Here is a 17107-nt window from a genome sequence, read left to right on the forward strand (position 1 = left end):
CACGGCGCGGCTAGATCGTTTCATTGAATCAACGAAGCGATCTAACTCTTTGTTTTTGTCGCGCTTTCGACCCGGAAAGGCCTACAGCTTTTCCCGAAAGCGCTCCAGCCTTCGCGAACGGCAGAGGAAAACCATGGCAGTACAGCGGGCGATCCGCGCCATCGGACGGGCGGTGGTGACGGTAGCGGTGGTGATCTACACGCTGCTCGACGAGTTGCTGTTTCCGCTGTTCCGGCCGCTGATTGGCTGGCTCAGTTCGCTCAGGCTGTTCCAGCGGCTTGGGGAATGGCTCGGGCGGTTGCCGCCCTATGCGGCGCTCCTCGCGCTGGGCGTGCCCTTCGTGGTGATCGAGCCGATGAAGGTGGTCGCCATCTGGTGGGCAGGGACGGGGCACGTCATCACCGGCACCATCGGGCTCTTGCTGGCGCATGCACTGTCGCTGCTGGTGGTCGAGCGGATCTTTCATGCGGTGTACCAGCCGTTGATGCGGATCGACTGGTTCGCACGGCTGTTGAGCTGGCTATTTGCGCTGCGCGACCGGGCGATCAGTTGGGCGAAATCGACCGCGGCCTGGCAGGCAGCGGTGGGGTGGGTGCGCGGCGTGCGGGAGTGGGTGCGGGGGGTGTTGCGCTGAGGACGTCTGCGCACTGGGTCGCTCCGAGCGACCGCGAGGCAGACATCAGCGCTTCTTCTTGCCCTTGATCTCCTCGCGCATGGCGGTGCGCGACTCCAGCAGGAACTCCTCGATTTCCTCGAGGCTGGCGGAGAAATCGTAGCCGGCATTGCCGAAGACGATCTCGAAGGTGTCGTCGTCGCGCAGCATGTAGCCGCCATGCGCCTCGATCTTGGGGTTGCGCTTTTCGGCGACCAGGAGGCTGACGCCGAACGGCCGGCCGATGCGGCGGACGCGGCGCTCGATGGCGGCGAGGGTGTTGGCGCGGCTGCCCATGATTTGCCTCCGAAGCTCGAGTTTGCCCACCCATAGCGATTGAGCGGCCCCGCTGCCAATGCTTTAGTGCGACATGGCTTTCACCCTGCGGCAGCTGCAGTATTTCATCTCGGTCGCCGAGGAGGGGACGGTGTCGGGGGCGGCGCAATCGCTTTCGATCAGCCAGTCGGCGGTGACCGATGCGATCAAGGAGCTGGAATCCGATCTCGGGGTGACGCTGTTCGAGCGGCATCGGCGCGGGCTGACCATCACCCACAAGGGCCACCAGTTCTACCGCCACGCCACCCGCATTCTCGCCAGCGTTTCGGATGCGCGGCGCAGCTTCGGCGAAGCCGAGGCGCCGGCCGGCGGCAGCCTGCAACTGGGGGTGACCTCGCTGGTCGCCGGCTATGTGCTGTCGGATCTGCTGGCGCGCTACCGGCGGGCCTATCCCACCGTCAATGTCACGGCGATCGAGGACAATGGCGATTATCTCGAGCACCTCTTGATCGGCGGCGAGCTCGACGTGGCGGTGATGGTGATCTCCAACCTGCGCGACCGCGTGGCGCTGCAGGCCGAGATCTTCGAGACCTCGCCTTATCGGCTGTGGCTGCCCCTCGGCCACAGGCTGGCCGGCGCCGATATCATCTCGGTTTCGGACATCGTGCCGGAGCCGTTGATCATGCTGACGGTGGACGAGACCGAGGAGAACACCGGAAAACTTCTCGCCGCCTTCAGCGCCCGGCCCAATGTGGCGTTTCGTACCCGCTCGGTCGAGGCGGTGCGTAGCCTCGTCGCCACCGGCGCCGGCATCGCGCTGTTGCCGGACCTCGTCTACCGGCCGTGGTCGCTGGAAGGCGACCGGATCGAGAGTCGCGACATCTCGGGGGCGCTGCCGGTGGTGCAGGTGGGGATGGTCTGGCGGCGCGGCAGCCAGCTGACCCAGGCGGCGCGCGATTTCATCGGGCTGGCGCAACAACAGCACGCGCCACGGGGCAGGGCGGCGCAGGAGCGGTGAGGGTGGTGGCGGATGGAATGAACCACCGTCTCGCCCAGCGAAAGCTGGGACCCATTTCACCACCCGCGCCAGCTGCGAGTTGGGTCCCAGCTTTCGCTGGGATGACATCGGGGCGGATTGCGAAGGTTGGTGCCCACTAACGTGAAGAGAGCCAGGACTGCTCACGGCGTCATCTTGCTATCGGAAATTCCGAAAGCTCCCCCCGGACGAATGCATTTGCGCATAGCACAGCGCTCGATAAGCTCCCATCCAAGGGCATGAGGCGCATTTGGGAGCGCTGCCCGAGCAGGGAGAAATCGATGAAGTCCATCCTCAAGACGTGTACGGCCTTGACCATGGTTGCGACCTTCACCGGTCAGGTGGCTGCGCAGGAGATGCTGCAGTCGCTTGGCGCGGGGGAGGGCGAAGTCTCGATCGTCGCCTGGGCCGGTTACATCGAGCGCGGTGAGACCGATCCGAATTACGACTGGGTCACCAAGTTCGAAGCCGATAGCGGCTGCAAGGTGACGGTGAAAACCGCCAACACCTCGGACGAAATGGTGGCGCTGATGAACGAGGGCGGCTTCGACCTCGTCACCGCCTCGGGCGACGCCTCGCTGCGCCTGATCGCCGGCAAGCGCGTGCAACCGATCAACACGGCGCTGATCCCGTCGTGGTCGACCATCGACGAGCGCCTGCAGAACGCCGCCTGGCACACTGTCGACGGCACCCATTACGGCACCCCCTATGTCTGGGGCGCCAACGTCCTGATGTACAACACCGAAGTGTTTGGCGATAAGCCGCCGACCAGCTGGAACGTGGTGTTCGAAGAGCAGACGCTGCCCGACGGCAAGTCCAACAAGGGGCGCGTCCAGGCCTATGATGGCCCGATCTACGTGGCCGACGCGGCGCTCTACCTGATGAAGCACAAGCCCGAGCTCGGCATCACCGACCCCTATGCGCTGAACGAGGACCAGTACAAGGCGGCGCTCGACCTGCTGCGCGTGCAGCGCACGCTGGTCGGCCGCTACTGGCACGATGCGTTCATCCAGATGGACGACTTCAAGAACGAAGGCGTCGTCGCCTCCTCGTCCTGGCCGTTCATGGTCAACGTGCTGAAGGCGGAAGGCGCCAAGGTCGCCTCGACCTTCCCGGAAGAAGGCATCACCGGCTGGGCCGATACGACGATGCTGCATGCCGAGAGCGCACACCCCAACTGCGCCTATATGTGGATGGAGCACTCGCTCTCGCCCAAGGTGCAGGGCGATGTGTCGGCCTGGTTCGGCACGGTGCCGTCGGTGCCGGCCGCCTGCAAGGGCAATGAACTCCTCACCGATGAGGGCTGCGCCACCAACGGCTACGAGAATTTCGACAAGATCCGCTTCTGGCGGACCCCGACCGCCAAGTGCGAGGCGGGCGAGTGCGTACCGTATTACCGCTGGGTCAGCGACTACGTCGGGGTTATCGGCGGCCGCTAGAAAGCCGGCCCGGGGAGACGGCGCGCTGCGCCATCTCTTCACCCCGCGATGGTCACTCCCGCGACGGCGGAGCCCAGCGCAACCTCGCGTCCACAGCGAGTGGGTTTCCGCCGTTGCGGGGGTGACACCTCCAAGAGGATTTTGCCTCTTGGCAAAATCCTCCGACCCCGGCGATTTGCTAACGGCAAATCGTCGGCCACAACCCGGGGGATTTGCCTTGGCAAATCCTCCGGTTGATCTCAGCGCCTTGACGCGAAGGTTCTCTAGGCATGACCTCGGCCGTTTCCCTGCAGACCGTTTCCCGCCATTTCGGCGCGGTGAGAGCTCTCGACGAGGTCGATCTCGAGGTCGGGGAAGGGGAGTTCTTCGCCATGCTCGGCCCCTCGGGCTCGGGCAAGACCACCTGCTTGCGGTTGATCGCCGGCTTCGAGCAGCCGACGCTGGGGCAGATCCGCATCTTCGGCGAGGCGGTGGAAGGCGTGCCGCCCTACCGGCGCAACGTCAACACGGTGTTTCAGGATTACGCGCTGTTCCCGCACATGAACGTGCGCGAGAACGTCGAATTCTCGCTGATGCTGAAGAATGTCGACAAGGCGACGCGGGCCCGCGAGGCCGAAGCGGCGCTGGAGCTGGTGAAGCTCGGCGGCTATGGCGACCGGCGGCCCGGCCAGCTCTCGGGCGGACAGCGACAACGGGTGGCGCTGGCCCGCGCCATCGTCAACCGGCCCAAGGTGTTGCTGCTCGACGAGCCGCTCGGGGCGCTCGATCTGAAGCTGCGCGAGCAGATGCAGGAAGAGCTGAAAGTGCTGCAGAAGACGCTCGGCATCACCTTCATCTTCGTCACCCACGACCAGGGCGAAGCGCTGTCGATGGCCGACCGGGTAGCTGTGTTCGATTTCGGCAAGCTGGTGCAGGTGGGAACGCCCGAGGAGATCTACACCAGGCCCAATTCGCGCTTCGTTGCCGATTTCGTCGGTTCGTCGAACGTGCTGGCGCCCGAATTCGTCGAGACTATTGCCGGCCAGCGGCGCTGGGCTTCGCTCAGGCCGGAGGCCATCCACCTGATCCGCAGCGAGGGCGGCCATGCGGCGCTGACCGGCACGGTGGTGTCGCGCTCCTATCTGGGCGCCACGACCCGGCTCGGCATCGACGTCAATGGCACGCTGGTCCATGCGGTGGTGCCCTCCGGCGGCGACGTGCCCGCCGATGGTGACCGGGTGACGATCGGCTTTGCGCGCGAAGCGCTGCATCTGATGGAGGACGCCGGGTGAGCGCGATCGCCGCGAGCAGTTCCAGCGCCATCCTGCCGAACCAGCGCGGCTGGCTCGGGGCGCTCAGCGACCGCTTCTGGCGGCAGCCGAAACTGTTCGTGTTCCTCTTGCTGCTGCCGGCGCTGCTCTGGCTCGGCATCGTCTATGTCGGCTCGCTGTTCGCGCTGCTGCTGCAGAGCTTCTTCTCGATCGACGAGTTCTCCGGGCTGATCAATTACGAGTTCACGCTCAAGACTTATGCGGAGCTGTTACGGCCGCAGAACCTCGACGTGATCCTCCGCACGGTGATCATGGCGGGGGTGGTAACTCTGGCCTCGGCGCTGATCGCCTTTCCCATCGCCTATATGGCGGCGCGCTATGCGCGGGGGAAATGGAAGGCGCTGTTCTATCTGGGCATCATGCTGCCGCTCTGGGCCAGCTACCTGGTGAAGGTCTATGCCTGGAAGCTGATCCTCGCCAAGGAAGGCATCCTCAACTGGGTGTTCGAGCAGCTGCATCTGACCTGGCTGCTGGATGCCTGGCTTGCGCTGCCGGTGATCGGCGGCAACTCGCTGTCGATCAGTTACACCGGCACCTTCCTCGTCTTCCTCTATGTCTGGATGCCCTACATGATCCTGCCGATCCAGGCGGCGATCGAGCGGGTGCCGACCAACCTCATCGATGCGTCGTCCGATCTCGGCGCAACGCCGATGCAGACGTTCTGGAAGGTGATCTTCCCGCTGGCGTTGCCGGGCATCGTCGCGGGCTCGATCTTCACCTTCTCGCTGACGCTGGGCGATTACATCATCCCGCAGATCATCGGCACCTCGGCCTTCTTCATCGGCCAGGCGGTCTACGCGCACCAGGGCACGGCCGGGAACATCCCGCTGGCGGCGGCCTTCACCGTGGTGCCGATCGTCATCATGGGGCTGTACCTGTGGATGGCCAAGCGCATGGGGGCGTTCGATGCGTTGTGAGCTCCTGGCATCCGGGCTCCCCGCCCCCCTCCGCAACCCTCCCGGGGGACGCGGTTGCGCCCCGAAGGGGGAGGGTGCCCATCGAGGCTCGTTCTCCTATTTCGCCACATACACCGGCCGGCACCTCCCCCTCGACGGGGGAGGTTGGGAGGGGGTGAGCCCCGCACTCGATGTCGGAGGCCCCCATGCGCCCTGACACCCCCCGCGCCCCCTGGGGCCTGAAACTTGCCGCCGGCGCAGGTCTCTTCTTCATGCTGGCGCCGATCGCGCTGATCTTCCTCTATGCCTTCTCCTCGGAGGAGCGGACCTATCAGTGGCCGCCGCCCGGGCTGACGCTGAAATGGTTCGAGGTGACCTGGAACCGGCCCGACGTGTGGCAGGCGCTGACACTCTCGGTGCAGGTGGCGGCGATTTCGACGGCCATCGCACTGGTCTTGGGGACGCTCTGCGCCGCGGCGGTGTCGGGCACGCGGTTCTTCGGGCGCGAGACGATATCGCTGCTGGTCATCCTCCCCATTGCGCTGCCCGGCATCATCACCGGCATATCGCTCCGTTCGGCGTTCAGCCTGATGGAGATCCCGTTCTCGTTCTGGACGATCGTGCTGGGGCACGCGACCTTCTGTATCGTCGTCGTCTACAACAATGCGGTGGCGCGCTTCCGTCGTACCTCGGGCTCGATGATCGAGGCGGCGATGGACCTCGGCGCCGACAAGTTCCAGACCTTCCGCCACGTGATCCTGCCCAATATCGGCACGGCGCTGCTCGCGGGCGGCATGCTGGCCTTTGCACTCAGCTTCGACGAAGTGATCGTCACCACTTTCACCGCCGGCCAGCAGCAGACGCTGCCGATCTGGATGCTCGAGGAACTGGTGCGGCCACGGCAGCGCCCGGTGACCAATGTGGTCGCCATGGTGGTGGTGATCGTGACGCTGCTGCCGATCCTGCTGGCGTTCTATTTCAGCCGCGGTGCAGATCAGACGGTGGCGGGGATGGGGAAATGAGCGTGCAGTGCGTGTGGCCCCCCCTCATCCGCCCTTCGGGCACCTTCTCCCACAAGGGGAGAAGGCCACCCCTCGATATCTCAGTCGGGCCTTCTCCCTTGATGGTCAGCGGACGAGGGCGAAGGCCCTCGCCGCGAGGTGGGCGAAGCCCGGATGAGGGTGGGGCCACGCGACGTGAAGCAGTAGTTATGGGAGAGAGAAAATGCACACCGAAATGCTGATCGGCTCGCGCTTCGAGGCGGGGACGGAAACCGAGGAGCAGGTGCTCAATCCCAGGACCGGTGAGCTGATCCGCGGCATCCCCGAGGCGTCGCTCAGCCAGATCGATGCCGCCGTGCTCGCAGCGGAGAAGGCGTTCGCCAGCTGGTCGCGGACCACGCCGGGGCAGCGCTCCAACTACCTGCTCAGGATCGCGCAGGCGATCGAGGACGATGCCGATGGCTTTGCGGCGCTCGAGGCGCTGAACTGCGGCAAGCCGATCAATGCGGTCAAGAACGATGAGATCCCGGCAATCGTCGATTGCTGGCGCTTCTTTGCCGGCGCGGTGCGCAACATGCAGGGCTCTATCGCGGGGGAATACCTGCCGGGTCACACCTCGATGGTGCGCCGCGACCCGATCGGCATCGTCGGCTCGATCGCGCCGTGGAACTACCCGCTGATGATGATGGCGTGGAAGCTGGCGCCGGCCATCGCTGGCGGCAATACGGTGGTCTACAAGCCATCCGAGCAGACGCCGCTGACGGCGCTGAAGCTCGCCAAGGTGTTCGCCGAGGTGCTGCCCGAGGGGGTGGTCAATGTCATCCTCGGGCGCGGCGACAGCGTCGGCAATGCGCTGATCAACCACCCCAAGATCAACATGATCTCGATCACCGGCGATGTCGCCACCGGCAAGAAGGTGCTGCAGGCGGCGGCCAAATCGGTGAAGCGCACGCATCTCGAACTCGGCGGCAAGGCGCCGGTGATCGTCTATGACGATGCCGACCTCGAGGCGGTGGTGAGCGGGCTCAAGGCCTTCGGCTACTACAATGCCGGGCAGGATTGCACCGCGGCCTGCCGCATCTATGCCGGCCCGAAGATCCACGACAGGCTGGTGGCCGACCTCAGTTCGGCTGTGAGTTCGATCAAGTACAATCAGGCCGACGACACGCTCAACGAGATCGGGCCGCTGATTTCGAAGCGCCAGCGCGACCGGGTGGCGAGCTTCGTCGAGCGGGCGTCGGAACTGCCGCATATCAAGATCACTGCCGGCGGTCATATGTCGGGCGACCGGGGCTTCTTCTACGAGCCGACGGTGATCGCCGGGGCGCTGCAGCAGGACGAGATCGTGCGCCGCGAAGTGTTCGGGCCGGTGGTGTCGGTCACCCGCTTCACCGACCCCGAGGATGCCATCGCCTGGGCCAATGACAGCGACTATGGCTTGGCATCATCGGTGTGGACCAAGGATGTATCGAAGGCCATGCAGACGGCGGCGCGGCTGCAATATGGGTGCACCTGGATCAATACCCACTTCATGCTGGTCAACGAGATGCCGCATGGCGGGCTGAAGCAGTCGGGCTATGGCAAGGACATGTCCGTCTATGCGCTCGAGGACTATACGGCGGTCCGGCATGTGATGATCAATCACGGCTGACGAGAGTGGGGTGGGGGCCTCTTCGCTTCTCCCCTGAGGGGAGAAGGTGGCGCGCAGCGCCGGATGAGGGGTGAAGCGGTGCCACATGCTGGACGAACCAGCATGCTGAGAGGCTGAACCCCTCACCCTAGCTCCGCTAACTCGCTGACGCTCGCAAGCTGCGCTTGCCCTCTCCCCTCAGGGGCGAGGGGGCGCAAGCTGCACCATCCGCTTCAGGCCGCCGCCACGCCGCTGGCCAGGTGCGAGCGAATATCCAGCTCCGTGCTTTTGAGGTGCGCGCGCATCGCGTCGACGGCGGCGCGTTGGTCGCCGGCGCGGATGGCGTCGAGGATGGCCTGGTGGGCTTCCACGGTTTCGGCGCGGCCGGCGCCGCGCAGAGTCTGGCCGCGGCGGCTCATCACGAAGCTTTCGCGCAGGGGCTTGGCCATGGCTTCGAAGATGAAGGCGATGACGCGGTTGCCGCTGGCCATGGCGATGGCCTCGTGGAACTGCAGGTCGCTTTCGTGGAAGCGCGCCTCGGCCTCGGGGTTTTCGCCATCGGCCGCCTCGGCCGCCGAGGCCCGCATGTCGCGCATGGCGGCGTCGATGGCCTGGACCCCGGCGCGGCTGGCGCGCTTGGCGGCGAGGCCCGACGACAGCGATTCCATCGCCATGCGCAGTTCGATCAGGTCGAACAGCCCCTTGGGGTCGTTGCGGACGATGGAGACCAGCAGCGCCGCGAACACCGAACTGTCGGGCTCGCGCACGACGGCGCGGCGGCCGCGGCCGATATGCAGGAGGCCGCGCCCGACCAGCATCTTCACCGCCTCGCGCACCGTCAGGCGGCTGACCTCGAAGCGGCTGGCGATATCGGCCTCGCTCGGGATACTGGCGCCCGGAGAGAGTTCCCCCAGGATGATCTCGGCCAACTCGTTGGCCACCCTCTCGGCCGCCGTCAGTGGATAATCCTCCGGGCCGGCGTTCACGTCACTACGGGCCATTCCCCTCACACCTATCTGATATGTTTTATGGCACCGACGCGAATTTTATCGTCTGTCCGATGCCCTCCTCAGCGCTGAATTGTAATGCGCACATAGCAATTTGAGCAAGGATGAAAGCTCGGTATACGCCTCGCCGACAGCCGATCTGGGGACATCTTTACAGCGATATCTGATTACTCTAGGTTCCGCCGGCGCGTTGGAGGACGCGCGAAATGCCCCGGCTACGGGGCGTTTGGGAGGCGTCGCCACCGGGTGCCCGGTTTGGCGACATGGATCGGCGCGGCGGCCAAGCTGCGATGGTTGGTTCCCATCACCTTTCCTCCCCGCGGGCGGCACGTCCCGATCGCGGTTCCGTCACCAAGGTTTACCCGGGAGGAAACCAGTGAAAGCCTTGAAGCTTCTTATGACCGCCGTCACCGTTGGCGCCATCGCGCTCTCCGGCCAGGCGTTTGCCCAGGACAAGGGCGCCATCGGCATTGCGATGCCGACCAAGTCGTCGCTCCGTTGGATTTCGGACGGTGACTCGCTGAAGGCCGCCCTCGAGGGCAAGGGCTACAGCGTCGACCTGCAATATGCAGAGGACGACATCCCGAACCAGCTCGCCCAGATCGAGAACATGGTGACCAAGGGCGTGAAGGCCCTGGTGATCGCATCGATCGACGGCACGACGCTGTCGGCCGTGCTGCAGCAGGCTGCAGACTCGGGCATCAAGGTCATCGCCTATGACCGCCTGATCCGCGAAAGCGGCAATGTCGACTACTACACCACCTTCGACAACTTCCAGGTCGGCGTGCTGCAGGCCAACTCGCTGGTCAAGGGCCTGAAGGAACGCTTCCCGAGCACCAAGCCGTGGAACGTCGAACTGTTCGGCGGCTCGCCCGACGACAACAACGCCTTCTTCTTCTACGACGGCGCGATGAGCGTCATCCAGCCGCTGATCGACTCGGGCGACGTGGTGATCAAGTCCGGCCAGACCGGTATGGACAAGGTCGGCACGCTCCGTTGGGACGGCGCCGTGGCGCAGGCCCGCATGGACAACATCCTCTCCGCCAACTACTCGGACGGCAGCCGCGTCGATGGCGTGCTGGCGCCGTATGACGGCCTCAGCCGCGGCATCATCTCGTCGCTGCGCGGCGTTGGTTACGGTTCGGCCGACCAGCCGTGGCCGATCATCACCGGGCAGGACGCCGAAGTCCCGTCGGTGAAGGCGATCATCGCCGGCGAGCAGTTCTCGACCGTCTACAAGGACACCCGTGAACTGGCCAAGACCACTGCCGACCTGGTCGACACCGTGGTTTCGGGCGGCACTCCGGAAGGTCTCGACACCGCGACTTACAATAACGGCGTCAAGGTTGTTCCCTCGATCCTGCTGACCCCGTACGAAGTCGATGCGACCAACTACAAGGCGCTGGTCGTCGACTCGGGCTACATCAAGGAATCCGACCTCCAGTAAGGTCGACGTCTTCGGAGGGGCCTCGCTCAACAGCGGGGCCCTTTCGGCATTTTACCCCCTCAAGTAGAATCGGCTCCGTGGCGCCGCAAGGCGACCGGGACCAACCAGAAGGCCGCCCATGACCGACACCATCGTGGAGATGCGTGACGCAATCTTAGAGATGCGTGACATCACCAAGACTTTCCCGGGTGTGAAGGCGCTGCAGAACGTCAACCTGGACGTCAAGGCCGGGGAAATTCACGCCATCGTCGGCGAGAACGGCGCCGGCAAGTCGACGCTGATGAAGGTACTCTCCGGCGTCTATCCACATGGCTCCTATGAGGGCCAGATCATCTACAATGGCGAGGAATGCCATTTCCGCTCGATCCGCGACAGCGAGCACAAGGGCATCGTCATCATCCACCAGGAGCTGGCCCTGGTGCCGCTGCTGTCGATTGCCGAGAACATCTATCTCGGCAACGAGCGCGCCAATGCCGGCATCGTCGATTGGGACGAGACGCGCGAGGGCGCCCGCGCCGTGCTGCGTAAGGTCGGGCTCAACGAAGACCCCGATACGCTGGTCACCAATATCGGCACCGGCAAGCAGCAGCTGGTCGAGATCGCCAAGGCGCTGTCGAAGGAAGTGAAGCTGCTGATCCTCGATGAGCCGACCGCCAGCCTTTCCGAAAAGGACAGCGAGGCGCTGCTCAACCTGCTGCTCGGCTTCAAGGCGCAGGGCATTTCCTGCATCCTGATTTCGCACAAGCTCAACGAGGTCTCGAAGGTTTCCGACCGGATCACGGTGATCCGCGACGGCCATACCATCGAGACGCTCGACAAGGCCGATATCACCGAGGACCGGATCATCACCTCGATGGTCGGCCGCTCGCTCGAAGATCGCTACCCGGCACGCACGCCTGATATCGGCGAGGTGGTGTTCGAGGTGAAGAACTGGTCGGTCTACCACCCGCAGCACCGCGACCGGCAGGTGATCAAGGGCATCGACCTCAACGTCAGGAAGGGCGAGGTCGTCGGTATCGCCGGGCTGATGGGCTCGGGCCGCACCGAATTCGCCATGAGCCTGTTCGGCAAATCCTATGGCGTAAAGGTGAGCGGCGACGTGCTGCTGCATGGCAAGAAGGTCGATACCTCGACGGTGGAAAAGGCCGTGTCGCACGGCATCGCCTATGCCACCGAGGACCGGAAAACCTTCGGGCTCAACCTGATCGACCACATCAAGCACAACACCACGCTCGCCAACCTCTGGGGCGTGTCGCGCTGGGGTGTCATCGACGACCTCGCCGAGCTCGACGTGGCGAACGACTATCGCAAGAAGACCAATATCCGGTCCTCGAGCGTCTACCAGACGGTGGGGAACCTGTCGGGCGGCAACCAGCAGAAAGTGGTGCTGTCCAAGTGGCTGTTCGCCAACCCCGAAGTGCTGATCCTCGATGAGCCGACCCGCGGTATCGACGTCGGCGCCAAGTACGAAATCTACAGCATCATCAACCAGCTCGCCGCGCAGGGCAAAGCCATCCTGGTCATCTCCTCGGAGATGCCGGAGCTGCTCGGCATCACCGACCGCGTCTACGTGATGAACGAAGGCCGGCTGGTCGGCGAAATGCCGACCGCCGAGGCGAGCCAGGAAAAGATCATGCGCGCCATCGTGCGCGCCGAAGGGAAAGTTGCATCATGACGACCGAAACCGCACCGCAGGCTGCAACCCCGGCAGAAGCCGCTGCGCCGCTTTCGATCTGGGGCGCCCTGCAGGCGAACCTGCGCGAATACGGCCTGCTGCTGGTGCTGATCCTGATCATGCTGTTCTTCCAGTGGACGACCGGCGGCGTGCTGTTCAAGCCACTGAACCTCACCAACATCGTCTTGCAGAACAGCTACATCATCGTGATGGCGCTGGGCATGCTGCTGGTGATCGTCGCCGGCCATATCGACCTCAGCGTCGGCTCGGTGTCGGGCTTTATCGGCGCGCTGGCGGCCATGCTGATGATCGGATGGAAGTTCCCGCCGGAGCTGGCGTTCCTCGCCAACCCGATCGTTGCCGGCCTCATCTGCCTCGTGGTCGGGGCGGCGATCGGCGCGGCGCAAGGCTACCTGATCGCCTATTACCGCATCCCGAGTTTCATCGTGACGCTGGCCGGCATGCTGATCTTCAAGGGGCTGTCGCTCTCCATTCTCGCCGGCCAGTCGGTCGGCCCGTTCCCGGCCGAGTTCCAGCTGCTCTCGGCGGGGTTCATCCCGGACTTCATCGGGGCGATCACGCTGGTTCCGGCCAGCCAGGGCGTGCAGCCGCTGGTGCTGCACGGGGCGACGCTCGCCATCGGCATCGTCGCCGTGGTCGGCATGATCCTCCTGTCGATCCGCACCCGGGCCCGCCGCACGGCGCGCGGCTATGAGACTGAGCCGTTCGCGCTGTTTGCGGCCAAGAATATCGTGATCGCGGCGCTGGTGCTGTTCTTCACCTATATGCTGGCGTCCTACAAAGGCCTGCCGAACGTCCTGGTGGTGATGGGCATCCTGATCGCCGGCTTCGTCTTCCTCACCAAGCGGCTGACCTTCGGCCGCCGCATCTATGCCATCGGCGGCAACCCCAAGGCGGCGGCGCTGTCGGGCATCAAGACCGAGCGGCTGACCTTCTACATCTTCGCCATCATGGGGGCGCTCGCGGCGCTCGCCGGCATGATCTATGCCGCCCGCCTCAACTCGGCGACGCCGAAGGCGGGGCAGGGGCTCGAGCTCGACGTGATCGCCGCGGTGTTCATCGGCGGCGCCTCGGCGCTGGGCGGCGTCGGCCAGGTCGCCGGCGCGGTGATCGGCGCCTTCATCATGGGCGTCCTGAACAACGGCATGTCGATCATGGGCATCAACATCGACCTGCAGCAGATGATCAAGGGCGTGGTGCTGCTGGCCGCGGTGTTCTTCGATCTGTACAACAAGAACAAGGCGTAGGCGGTCGGATGGCTCCCCACGCCCCCCTCTCTGGCGAAAACTAAGGACTTAGCTGCGCTAAGCCCAAGTTTTCGCTTTCTCCCCCGCCAAGGGGGAGAGTCCCGACTGCTGCACCAAAGCAAGTGGAAGCCGCCGATCATCTCCCCCCTTGCGGGGGAGAAAGCGATTTCTTGGGCTTAGCCCTTCGCTAAGCCTTAGAAATCGCAAGAGAGGGGATCCTGGTGGGCACGGTGGTTCAGGCCATCCTCCATCCCCAAACACTGTTGGACGTTGCAACATTTTCCCGCATCCCGCCCTAGCGAGCCGCGGCCAGTTATGGTTTTGTCCGCCGCGCATTGTAACGTTGCAACGAGGATATTTCGCATGGCTCTCTCCATCGAGCAGCGGCTGGACCGGATCAGGGTGCGGCTGGATGAGCTCACCTGGTGGCGGGAGCGCGAGACGGTACCGGTGGGCGGCTGGACGCTGAACGGCAAGCCGATCGAAGTCGGGGCGCCGTGGCCGAGCCGTGACGGGGTGCAGAGCTTTGCCGCCGGCGTTTCGGTGCCCGCGAGCTGGCCGATCGCCGAGACGCGGCTGTTCCTCGACCTGGGCGGTGAGGCGCTGGCGACGCTGATCTATGGGGACGACAATGTCGGCTTCGGCAATGACCCGTACCACAAGGAATTCCCGGTGCGGGCGCATGATTTCCGCATCGAGGCGGAAGCGGTGGCGCGGCTGCCGTTCGGCGAACCGGTGCGCAAGCCGCATCTGAACGATGCCAGACTCTATTGGCTCGATGGCGCCATCGACGCGTTCCGCCTGCGCCTGCAGCAGGTGCATGAAGCGGCCAGCGAGCTCGAAGGGCACGAGGTGGTGCCGCACCTGGTCGCCGCAGCGGAAGAGGCCTTTTACGCGCTCGAATGGCCGTCGGGCACCGAGGATTATGTCGCGCGCTTTGCGCCGCAGCGCGGCCAGCGGAAGATCTGGCAATTGCCGCCGCTCAAGGATAACCCGGCGCCGCTCAGCGAAGAGCAGCGCCAGAGCGTCATCAAGGCGGATCTGAAGCTGATCGAGCGGCTGCGCGAGCTGCAGCAGCGCTTCCCGCAGCAGGGTGAGATTGCGCTCACCGGGCATGCCCATATCGATCTCGCCTGGCTCTGGCCCTATGCCGAGACCCGCCGCAAGATGCGCCGTACCTTCTCGACCGCGGTGACGCTGATGGAGGGGAGCAACGAGTACCTGGCGCAGTCGGGTTTCCGCTTCAACCAGTCGACGGCGCATTACTACGCGCAGATCGAGGAAGACGATCCGGCGCTGTTTCAGAAGATCAAGGCCAAGGTCGCGGCCGGCGGCTGGGAGACGGTGGGCGGCATGTGGGTCGAGCCCGACACCAACATGCCGACCGGCGAGAGCCTAACGCGGCAGATCCTCTACGGGCAGCGCTATTTCCAGCAGAAGTTCGGGGTCAAGCACCGGGTGTGCTGGCTGCCCGATTGCTTCGGCTTTTCCGGCGGGCTGCCGCAGCTGTTGAAACAAGGCGGTATCGACTCGTTCTTCACCATCAAGGTGAACTGGAACGACACCAACACCATCCCGGCAGACCTGTTCTGGTGGGAGGGGATCGACGGTTCGCGGGTGCTGACCCACACCTTCAACAACCCCTGGCACGGCTATAACGGCGCGGTGAACCCGCTCAGCATCCTGAAGACCTGGCGCAACTTCATGCAGAAGCCGCAGCACCAGACCTCGCTGCTCGCCGTGGGTTATGGTGATGGCGGCGGCGGGGTGACGCCGGAATATGTCGAGCGCGAAATGCAGCTGAGGGATTTCCCGGTGCTGCCCAAAGCGCGCTGGAGCCGGGTCGAGGACTTTTTCGCCGCGGCGCACGAGACCGGCAGGAAGACCGAGCTGCCGGTGTGGCAGGGCGATATCTATCTCGAGCTGCACCGCGCCACGCTCACCACGCAGAGCGCCACCAAGAAGGCGCACCGGCAGGCCGAGCGGGCGCTGATCACCGCCGAGACGCTGGCCTCGCTGGCGGCGCTGCTCGGCGGCGAGCAGCCGGAGAGCCTCGAGCATATCTGGCGCGTGGTGCTGAAGAACGAGTTCCACGACATCCTGCCCGGCTCGTCGATCGCCGAAGTCTATGAGGATGCCGAGCGCGAGCTGAACGACGCGGTCGGCCGGGCGCTGGCGCGCCAGCAGATGGCGATGTCGGTGATCGTCAACCGCATCCCCAACGGCGATGTGCATGACGCGGTGATCGTGGTGAACCCCTCGCTCAGCCGCCGGCCGGTACGGGTGACGCTGTCGGACGGCACGCATTTCTCGAGCGCCGACGTGATGGCGCCGCTCGGCATCAAGGTGTTCACCCGTGCAACGCTCGAGCCGTTGGCCGGCCTGTCGGTGAGCGAGAGCCATCTCGAGAATGTGCACCTGCGCGCCACTATCGGGCTCGACGGCACGGTCACCAGCCTCATCCACAAGGCGACCGGGCGCGAGGCGCTCGCCGGTCGCGGCAACCAGCTCTGGGTCTATCCGGCCGACAAGCCGCGCGACTGGGACGCCTGGGACATCGAAGAGGATTACGCCAAAAAGGGCATCGAACTGAACCGGCCCGAGAGCATCAAGGTGGTCGAGGATACCCCCGCGCGCGCCGCGATCCGCATCGTCCGCCGCTTCCGTGCCTCGACGGTGACGCAGACCTATATCCTCGAAGCGAATGGCGTGCGGCTCGATATCGCGACCGAGATCGACTGGCATGACCGGCATTGCCTGCTCAGGACGCAGACCCCGGTGGCCGTGCGGGCGACGCACGCCACGTTCGAGCACGCCAACGGCGTGGTGCAGCGCACCACGCACAACAATACCAGCTGGGACCAGGCGCAGTTCGAAGTGCCGGGCCATCGCTTCCTCGACATGAGCGAGCCGGGCTTTGGTGTGGCTCTGTTGAACGACGCCAAGTACGGGCACAGCGCCAAAGCCAATGTGCTCGGCCTCAGCCTCGTGCGTTCGCCGGTCTATCCGGATCCGCTGGCCGATGAAGGCGGGCAGCGCTTCACCTATGCGCTTTATCCGCATGCCGGCGAGTGGCACGAGGGCCGGGTGCGCGAGGAAGCCGAGGACCTGAACCAGCCGATGCTGGCGGCCGTCGCCAGCGGTGTGGCCGCGGTGCATTACGAGCCGATCGGGACCGAGGGGATTCCGGCGGCGCTGTCGGGGCTGAAGCCAGCCGAGGACGGCAATGGCCTAGTGCTGCGGGTGTATGAACCATCAGGCCGGCGCGGCGATTTCGCCGTAGAGGTGCCGGAGGGCTGGGAACTCAGCGAGAGTCTCAATATTCTCGAGGAGCCCATGGAGCGCGGCGAGGGGGCGGGGCTCAGGCCGTTCGAGGTCAGGAGCTGGCGGGTTTCGCGGGGGTAGGGGCGCGCCGACTGATAGAGACGGCCCCCTCCCGGCCTCCCCCATAAAGGGGGAGGTGAAGAGTC

13 protein-coding genes are annotated in these 17107 nt (G+C 64.9%); 11 read left to right on the forward strand and 2 right to left on the reverse strand.

Going from position 1 to position 17107, the window contains the following annotated elements:
• The first annotated feature begins 133 nt into the window (after window positions 1-133).
• Complete coding sequence (locus AC1ROK_RS17025) at window positions 134-634, forward strand: hypothetical protein (protein ID WP_492849021.1); 501 nt, start codon at window positions 134-136, stop codon at window positions 632-634.
• 45 nt (window positions 635-679) lie between these two features.
• Here AC1ROK_RS17025 and AC1ROK_RS17030 read toward each other — a convergent pair whose 3' ends face one another.
• The gene (locus AC1ROK_RS17030) at window positions 680-949 is read right to left on the reverse strand and encodes a hypothetical protein (protein WP_056001410.1); all 270 of its coding nucleotides are present in this window, start codon (window positions 947-949) and stop codon (window positions 680-682) included.
• Window positions 950-1022: 73 nt separating this feature from the next.
• Here AC1ROK_RS17030 and AC1ROK_RS17035 point away from each other — a divergent pair, with 73 nt between their 5' ends.
• From AC1ROK_RS17035 to AC1ROK_RS17060, 6 genes are all read left to right on the forward strand, one after another.
• Window positions 1023-1946, forward strand: a complete 924-nt coding sequence (locus AC1ROK_RS17035; RefSeq protein WP_492849023.1) for a LysR family transcriptional regulator — start codon at window positions 1023-1025, stop codon at window positions 1944-1946.
• Between the two features lie 299 nt (window positions 1947-2245).
• Complete coding sequence (locus AC1ROK_RS17040; protein ID WP_492849025.1) at window positions 2246-3403, forward strand: ABC transporter substrate-binding protein; 1158 nt, start codon at window positions 2246-2248, stop codon at window positions 3401-3403.
• 269 nt (window positions 3404-3672) lie between these two features.
• Window positions 3673-4674, forward strand: coding sequence for an ABC transporter ATP-binding protein (locus tag AC1ROK_RS17045; protein WP_492849027.1), 1002 nt, complete (start codon window positions 3673-3675; stop codon window positions 4672-4674).
• Entirely contained in the window at window positions 4671-5630 is a 960-nt protein-coding gene (locus tag AC1ROK_RS17050) for an ABC transporter permease (RefSeq protein WP_492849029.1), read from the forward strand. The genes AC1ROK_RS17045 and AC1ROK_RS17050 overlap by 4 nt, the downstream gene beginning before the upstream one ends.
• Before the next feature lie 185 nt (window positions 5631-5815).
• Window positions 5816-6631 (forward strand): ABC transporter permease, encoded by an 816-nt coding sequence (locus tag AC1ROK_RS17055; RefSeq protein WP_492849031.1) that lies wholly within the window; start codon window positions 5816-5818, stop codon window positions 6629-6631.
• 202 nt (window positions 6632-6833) lie between these two features.
• Window positions 6834-8261 (forward strand): gamma-aminobutyraldehyde dehydrogenase, encoded by a 1428-nt coding sequence (locus AC1ROK_RS17060; protein ID WP_492849033.1) that lies wholly within the window; start codon window positions 6834-6836, stop codon window positions 8259-8261.
• A gap of 212 nt (window positions 8262-8473) precedes the next feature.
• Here the strand turns inward: AC1ROK_RS17060 and AC1ROK_RS17065 are convergent, their stop codons facing one another.
• A complete protein-coding gene (locus AC1ROK_RS17065) occupies window positions 8474-9241 on the reverse strand; it encodes a FadR/GntR family transcriptional regulator (protein WP_492849035.1) in 768 nt (255 codons plus the stop codon).
• Between the two features lie 382 nt (window positions 9242-9623).
• Here AC1ROK_RS17065 and chvE point away from each other — a divergent pair, with 382 nt between their 5' ends.
• The 4 genes from chvE (at window position 9624) to AC1ROK_RS17085 (ending at window position 17042) form a co-directional block, all read left to right on the forward strand.
• The gene (gene chvE, locus AC1ROK_RS17070) at window positions 9624-10694 is read left to right on the forward strand and encodes a multiple monosaccharide ABC transporter substrate-binding protein (protein ID WP_492849037.1); all 1071 of its coding nucleotides are present in this window, start codon (window positions 9624-9626) and stop codon (window positions 10692-10694) included.
• 139 nt (window positions 10695-10833) lie between these two features.
• On the forward strand, window positions 10834-12369 hold the full coding sequence (gene mmsA, locus AC1ROK_RS17075; protein ID WP_492849253.1) for a multiple monosaccharide ABC transporter ATP-binding protein: 1536 nt from the start codon (window positions 10834-10836) through the stop codon (window positions 12367-12369).
• Entirely contained in the window at window positions 12366-13637 is a 1272-nt protein-coding gene (gene mmsB / locus AC1ROK_RS17080) for a multiple monosaccharide ABC transporter permease (RefSeq protein WP_492849039.1), read from the forward strand. Before mmsA ends, mmsB begins: the two co-directional genes overlap by 4 nt.
• A gap of 363 nt (window positions 13638-14000) precedes the next feature.
• Window positions 14001-17042: an alpha-mannosidase gene (locus AC1ROK_RS17085; RefSeq protein ID WP_492849041.1), complete on the forward strand. Its 3042-nt coding sequence runs from the start codon at window positions 14001-14003 to the stop codon at window positions 17040-17042.
• Window positions 17043-17107 lie beyond the last annotated feature (65 nt).

This window comes from Devosia sp. GW821-FHT12F11 (assembly GCF_058806655.1).